Source organism: Mesorhizobium sp. CNPSo 4688, from assembly GCF_057784295.1.
Map to the genome: position 1 here is coordinate 1 of NZ_JBWLUY010000073.1, position 1,686 is coordinate 1,686.

The window sequence follows — 1,686 nt, forward strand, 5'->3', positions numbered from 1 at the left end:
CTGCAGTAATCAGCAGCAGTTCATAATGAGAAGGAACGCGCCGAACACGTGGTTTTTGCTGGGCCGGTGGTGACGCGTTCCTCGACATTATTTTGCGGAATTACAAGGTGTCGAGCCAGGCGATAACGCTCTGGTCCTCCTTCCACGACGCGCGTTTGCCTGGTGGCGATGGGATTTCGAGCCGCTCCAATGCCATGCGCTTCGTTTCCAGATTCGCCTGAGCGTAGTGGTTGGTGGTGTCAAGGCTGACGTGGCCAAGCCAGCTCCGGATCACCGTGATGTCGACGCCCGCCGCCACCAAATGAACCGCCGTCGCATGACGGAAGCTGTGAGGTGTAATCGTCTTGGAAGCGAGGCTGGGCGCGATCTTTGTTGCCGCTTCGACATATTCGACCAGTTTGAAGCGGACGCCCGAAGCGCCGAGTGAAGCGCCATACCGATTGACGAAGATCGGTTCGTCCTCGCGTCTTGGCTGCCGCCGAAGTAATGATCGCAGTAGCAAGATGGTTTCCGGCCAGAGAGGGCTGATGCGTTCTTTCCGGCCTTTACCGTAGAGACGGACGCAAGCAGGCGTATCGAACCGGATTGCCCCGGGGCAAACGTCGAGCGCTTCCTGGATGCGCGCACCCGTGTTGTAAAGGAAGGAGAGCAGCGCGTGGTCGCGCTGCCCCTCGACCGTCGAGCGATCGGGCTGGGCTAGAATCGCCTTCACTTCTTCCGGTTCCAGATAGCATGGCGCGGGGGTTGGTGCCTTCTTCATCGGCACATGCAGGATTTCGGTGCATTGCGCGATAGCCGCTGGTTCCCGACCAGCAACGAAGCCAAAAAAGCTGCGCAAGGCCGACAGGCGGCAATTGCGCGTGCCAATCGTGTCTCCTCGCTCCTGCTCGGTATGGCGCAGGAAGGCGCTGACCTCGGCGGCTGTCAGGTCCGCCAGAGTGAGCCGGGCAACCGATCGATGCCGTTGCTGCGCGACGAACCTTAGGAATAGGCGCCAGGTGTCACGGTAAGAACGCACGGTATGTTTGGATGCGTTTCGCTGCTGGACCAGCCATTCATAGAAGAAGGCATGAAGCAGACGCGGGAATGGGTCGACCATCCTCATGGCCGCACCCCTTCCGATACGGCAAGGCAATGTGCCCCGAACCTTCGGAAGCGTTGGTTTGCCTGTTCCAGAAGATCCTGGGTGATGGTGATGTAGACGAGCGTCGAATGGATATCGCGGTGACCAAGATACGTCGCGAGGAACGGCAACTTGTCCTGCGGATTGATGCCGGCGCGGTACCATTCGAGAATACGGTTCACCACGAACGAGTGGCGAACATCGTGAATGCGAGGTCCGGTTTTGCCTGTCGCCGGTTTGAGCCCAGCACGACGCAGGATGTCGATCAGGCAACGGGCGATGGCCTGCGACGTGTATCGGGCATTGCCTTGATCGTGCCAGAACAGGCCGGACTCCGCATTTTGCGGCGCCTTCGCCTTACGCCTCATCACCAGATATTCCGTCAGCGCCGCCAGTGTGCTGCCGGCAAGCGGCAGGATCCGGGACTTGAAGAACTTCGTTTCCCGGATGGTGATCGTGCCGGCAATCAGATCGACATCACCAAGATCGAGACGCGCGAGTTCCCCCAGCCGCAACCCGCAGCAATAGGCCAATACCAGCATCACGTAGAGGCTCACCGGTCG

General features: G+C 59.6%; 2 protein-coding genes. Both read right to left on the reverse strand.

The features are described 5' to 3' along the window. Nucleotides 1-100: 100 nt before the first annotated feature. The gene (locus AC04SH_RS34765; RefSeq protein WP_488481864.1) at nucleotides 101-1,105 is read right to left on the reverse strand and encodes a tyrosine-type recombinase/integrase; all 1,005 of its coding nucleotides are present in this window, start codon (nucleotides 1,103-1,105) and stop codon (nucleotides 101-103) included. Then, a partial coding sequence (locus AC04SH_RS34770) for a tyrosine-type recombinase/integrase (protein ID WP_488578075.1) occupies nucleotides 1,102-1,686 on the reverse strand: 585 nt, incomplete at its 5' end. The genes AC04SH_RS34765 and AC04SH_RS34770, both read right to left, overlap by 4 nt.

What these genes read in the sequence shown, in the direction of transcription:
- AC04SH_RS34765 (WP_488481864.1), bottom strand. Translation starts at nt 1,105, where the DNA reads ATGAGGATGGTCGACCCATTCCCGCGTCTGCTTCATGCCTTCTTCTAT.